Origin of the sequence: Amycolatopsis rhizosphaerae, assembly GCF_007713715.1 — a bacterium.
GTDB classification, from domain to species: domain Bacteria; phylum Actinomycetota; class Actinomycetes; order Mycobacteriales; family Pseudonocardiaceae; genus Amycolatopsis_E; species Amycolatopsis_E rhizosphaerae.
In genome coordinates, this window is sequence record NZ_VJWX01000819.1 from 1 (window position 1) to 1,549 (window position 1,549).

A 1,549-nucleotide genomic window follows, 5' to 3' on the forward strand; every position below is an offset into this window, starting at 1 on the left:
GTCCTGCGATCGCGGCGACGGCCTTGAAAGCTCCGGAGGCGGTGAGATGGATGGTGTTGACCAGTCGGGTGGCGTACTGGTCGAGCGAGGTCAGCCGGTAGGTGGTGGTTCCGGCGAATGGGCCGAAGTCGCCTTTCGCGGTCAGCAGGTTCGGGGGGTCGTACTCGGTGATGCGGAAGTGCTCCTCGGCCGGGCGCGGGAGCGTGCGGGTCTGGCGGTAGGTCGATCCGACGCCGATCGGTCCCGGGGAGGTCTGCTCGGTGTGGTCGAGCGCGTAGTTCCAGCGTGGGAGGTTCTCGGGGTGCGCAAGGTAGGCGAAGACCTCGCTGACGGGCGCGTTGATGGTCAGGGTGTTGTCGAATTGCATGGTCATTCCTCCGTTGAGTGCGCGGTCGGCAGATCCCGTGCGGGCGTGGCGTCCGTCGACGCCGAGGCGTTTGTTGAGGGCCTCGCCCGAAGGCAGGGTGTCGATGAAGTTGTGCAGGAACTCCGAAGTGTTCATATCGAACAAGTTACACGACATATATGTCGTGACATAAGTTAACTGGGTCACATCGGGTGGTCCGCCTCGTGCGCCGCCGGCCTCCCGGGGTGCCCGTAGTACTCAGGAAATTTCAGGCGGATATCGCGAATTAGGCTTCTGAGCTGGGGATCTTCGGATGCTTCCTGGAGGCGTGGGTGGCGGGGCAGGTGTTCGCGGATGAGGAGCTGGAGCAATCCGCGGGGGTTCCCGGAGGTCGGCCGGGATGAGTTGTTCCGGCTCTTCACGCTGACCTCGGCGGACGTCGCTTTTGTCGATCCCGGTCGAGGTCGTGGCCCGGCGGACCGGTTGGGCTTGGCCGTGGCGCTGTGCACGCTGCCGTGGTCGGGGTTCGTGCCGGACAAGGTGTCCACGGCGCCACCCGTGGCCGTGGCACGGCTCGCTGACCGGTTGGGTGTCAACCCGAACGACCTGCGGACCTACGGCAAGCCGGCCAAGACCCGCACCGAGCACCTGCGCTTGGTCGCGCAGTACCTGGGATGGCGACCGCCGTCCACGATCGAGCTGAAGGAACTCGACGACTTCCTGCTCGCGCGAGCGATGGAGCACGACTCGCCCACGCTGCTGATCCGCAGCGGCGGCGATGAGCCCGGCGAGAACGAATGGCTGGCGCCGTTGAAGTGCCAGCCCCGCCGCACCTCACCCGCGACCTGGGCCGTGGTGGCCCAGACACTGGCCACCCTGGCCGTCATCTTCCTGGCCTCGCAACTGTTCGTGCACCAACTCGGCGCGATCGGCCCGATGCTGGGCCTGTCCGGCGCGGTGACCGCGCTGCTGCTCTCCCCCATCGCCACCGAACTGCCCGAGATCATGAACGCGATCATCTGGGTCCGCCAGGGCAAAACCAGCCTCGCGCTGGCCAACATCTCCGGCGCCATGATGATCCAGACCACCGTGCCCAGCAGGCTCGGCCTGCTGTTCACCCCATGGCGCTTCGACAACGCCCTGCTCTGGGCCGGGATCGTCACCATGATCGCCATCGCCTACCTGCTGGCCACCCCGCGGGCC

General features: G+C 66.6%; 2 protein-coding genes. One reads left to right on the plus strand and one right to left on the minus strand.

What is annotated here, in order from left to right; genetic code table 11:
* The coding region (locus FNH05_RS37145) for an SRPBCC family protein (RefSeq protein ID WP_186382938.1) at positions 1–502 on the minus strand (502 nt) is incomplete at its 3' end.
* A 198-nt stretch (positions 503–700) separates the two neighbouring features.
* Here FNH05_RS37145 and FNH05_RS38995 point away from each other — a divergent pair.
* Positions 701–1,549: DUF4158 domain-containing protein (locus tag FNH05_RS38995; protein ID WP_222426829.1), on the plus strand; the 849-nt coding region annotated here is incomplete at its 3' end.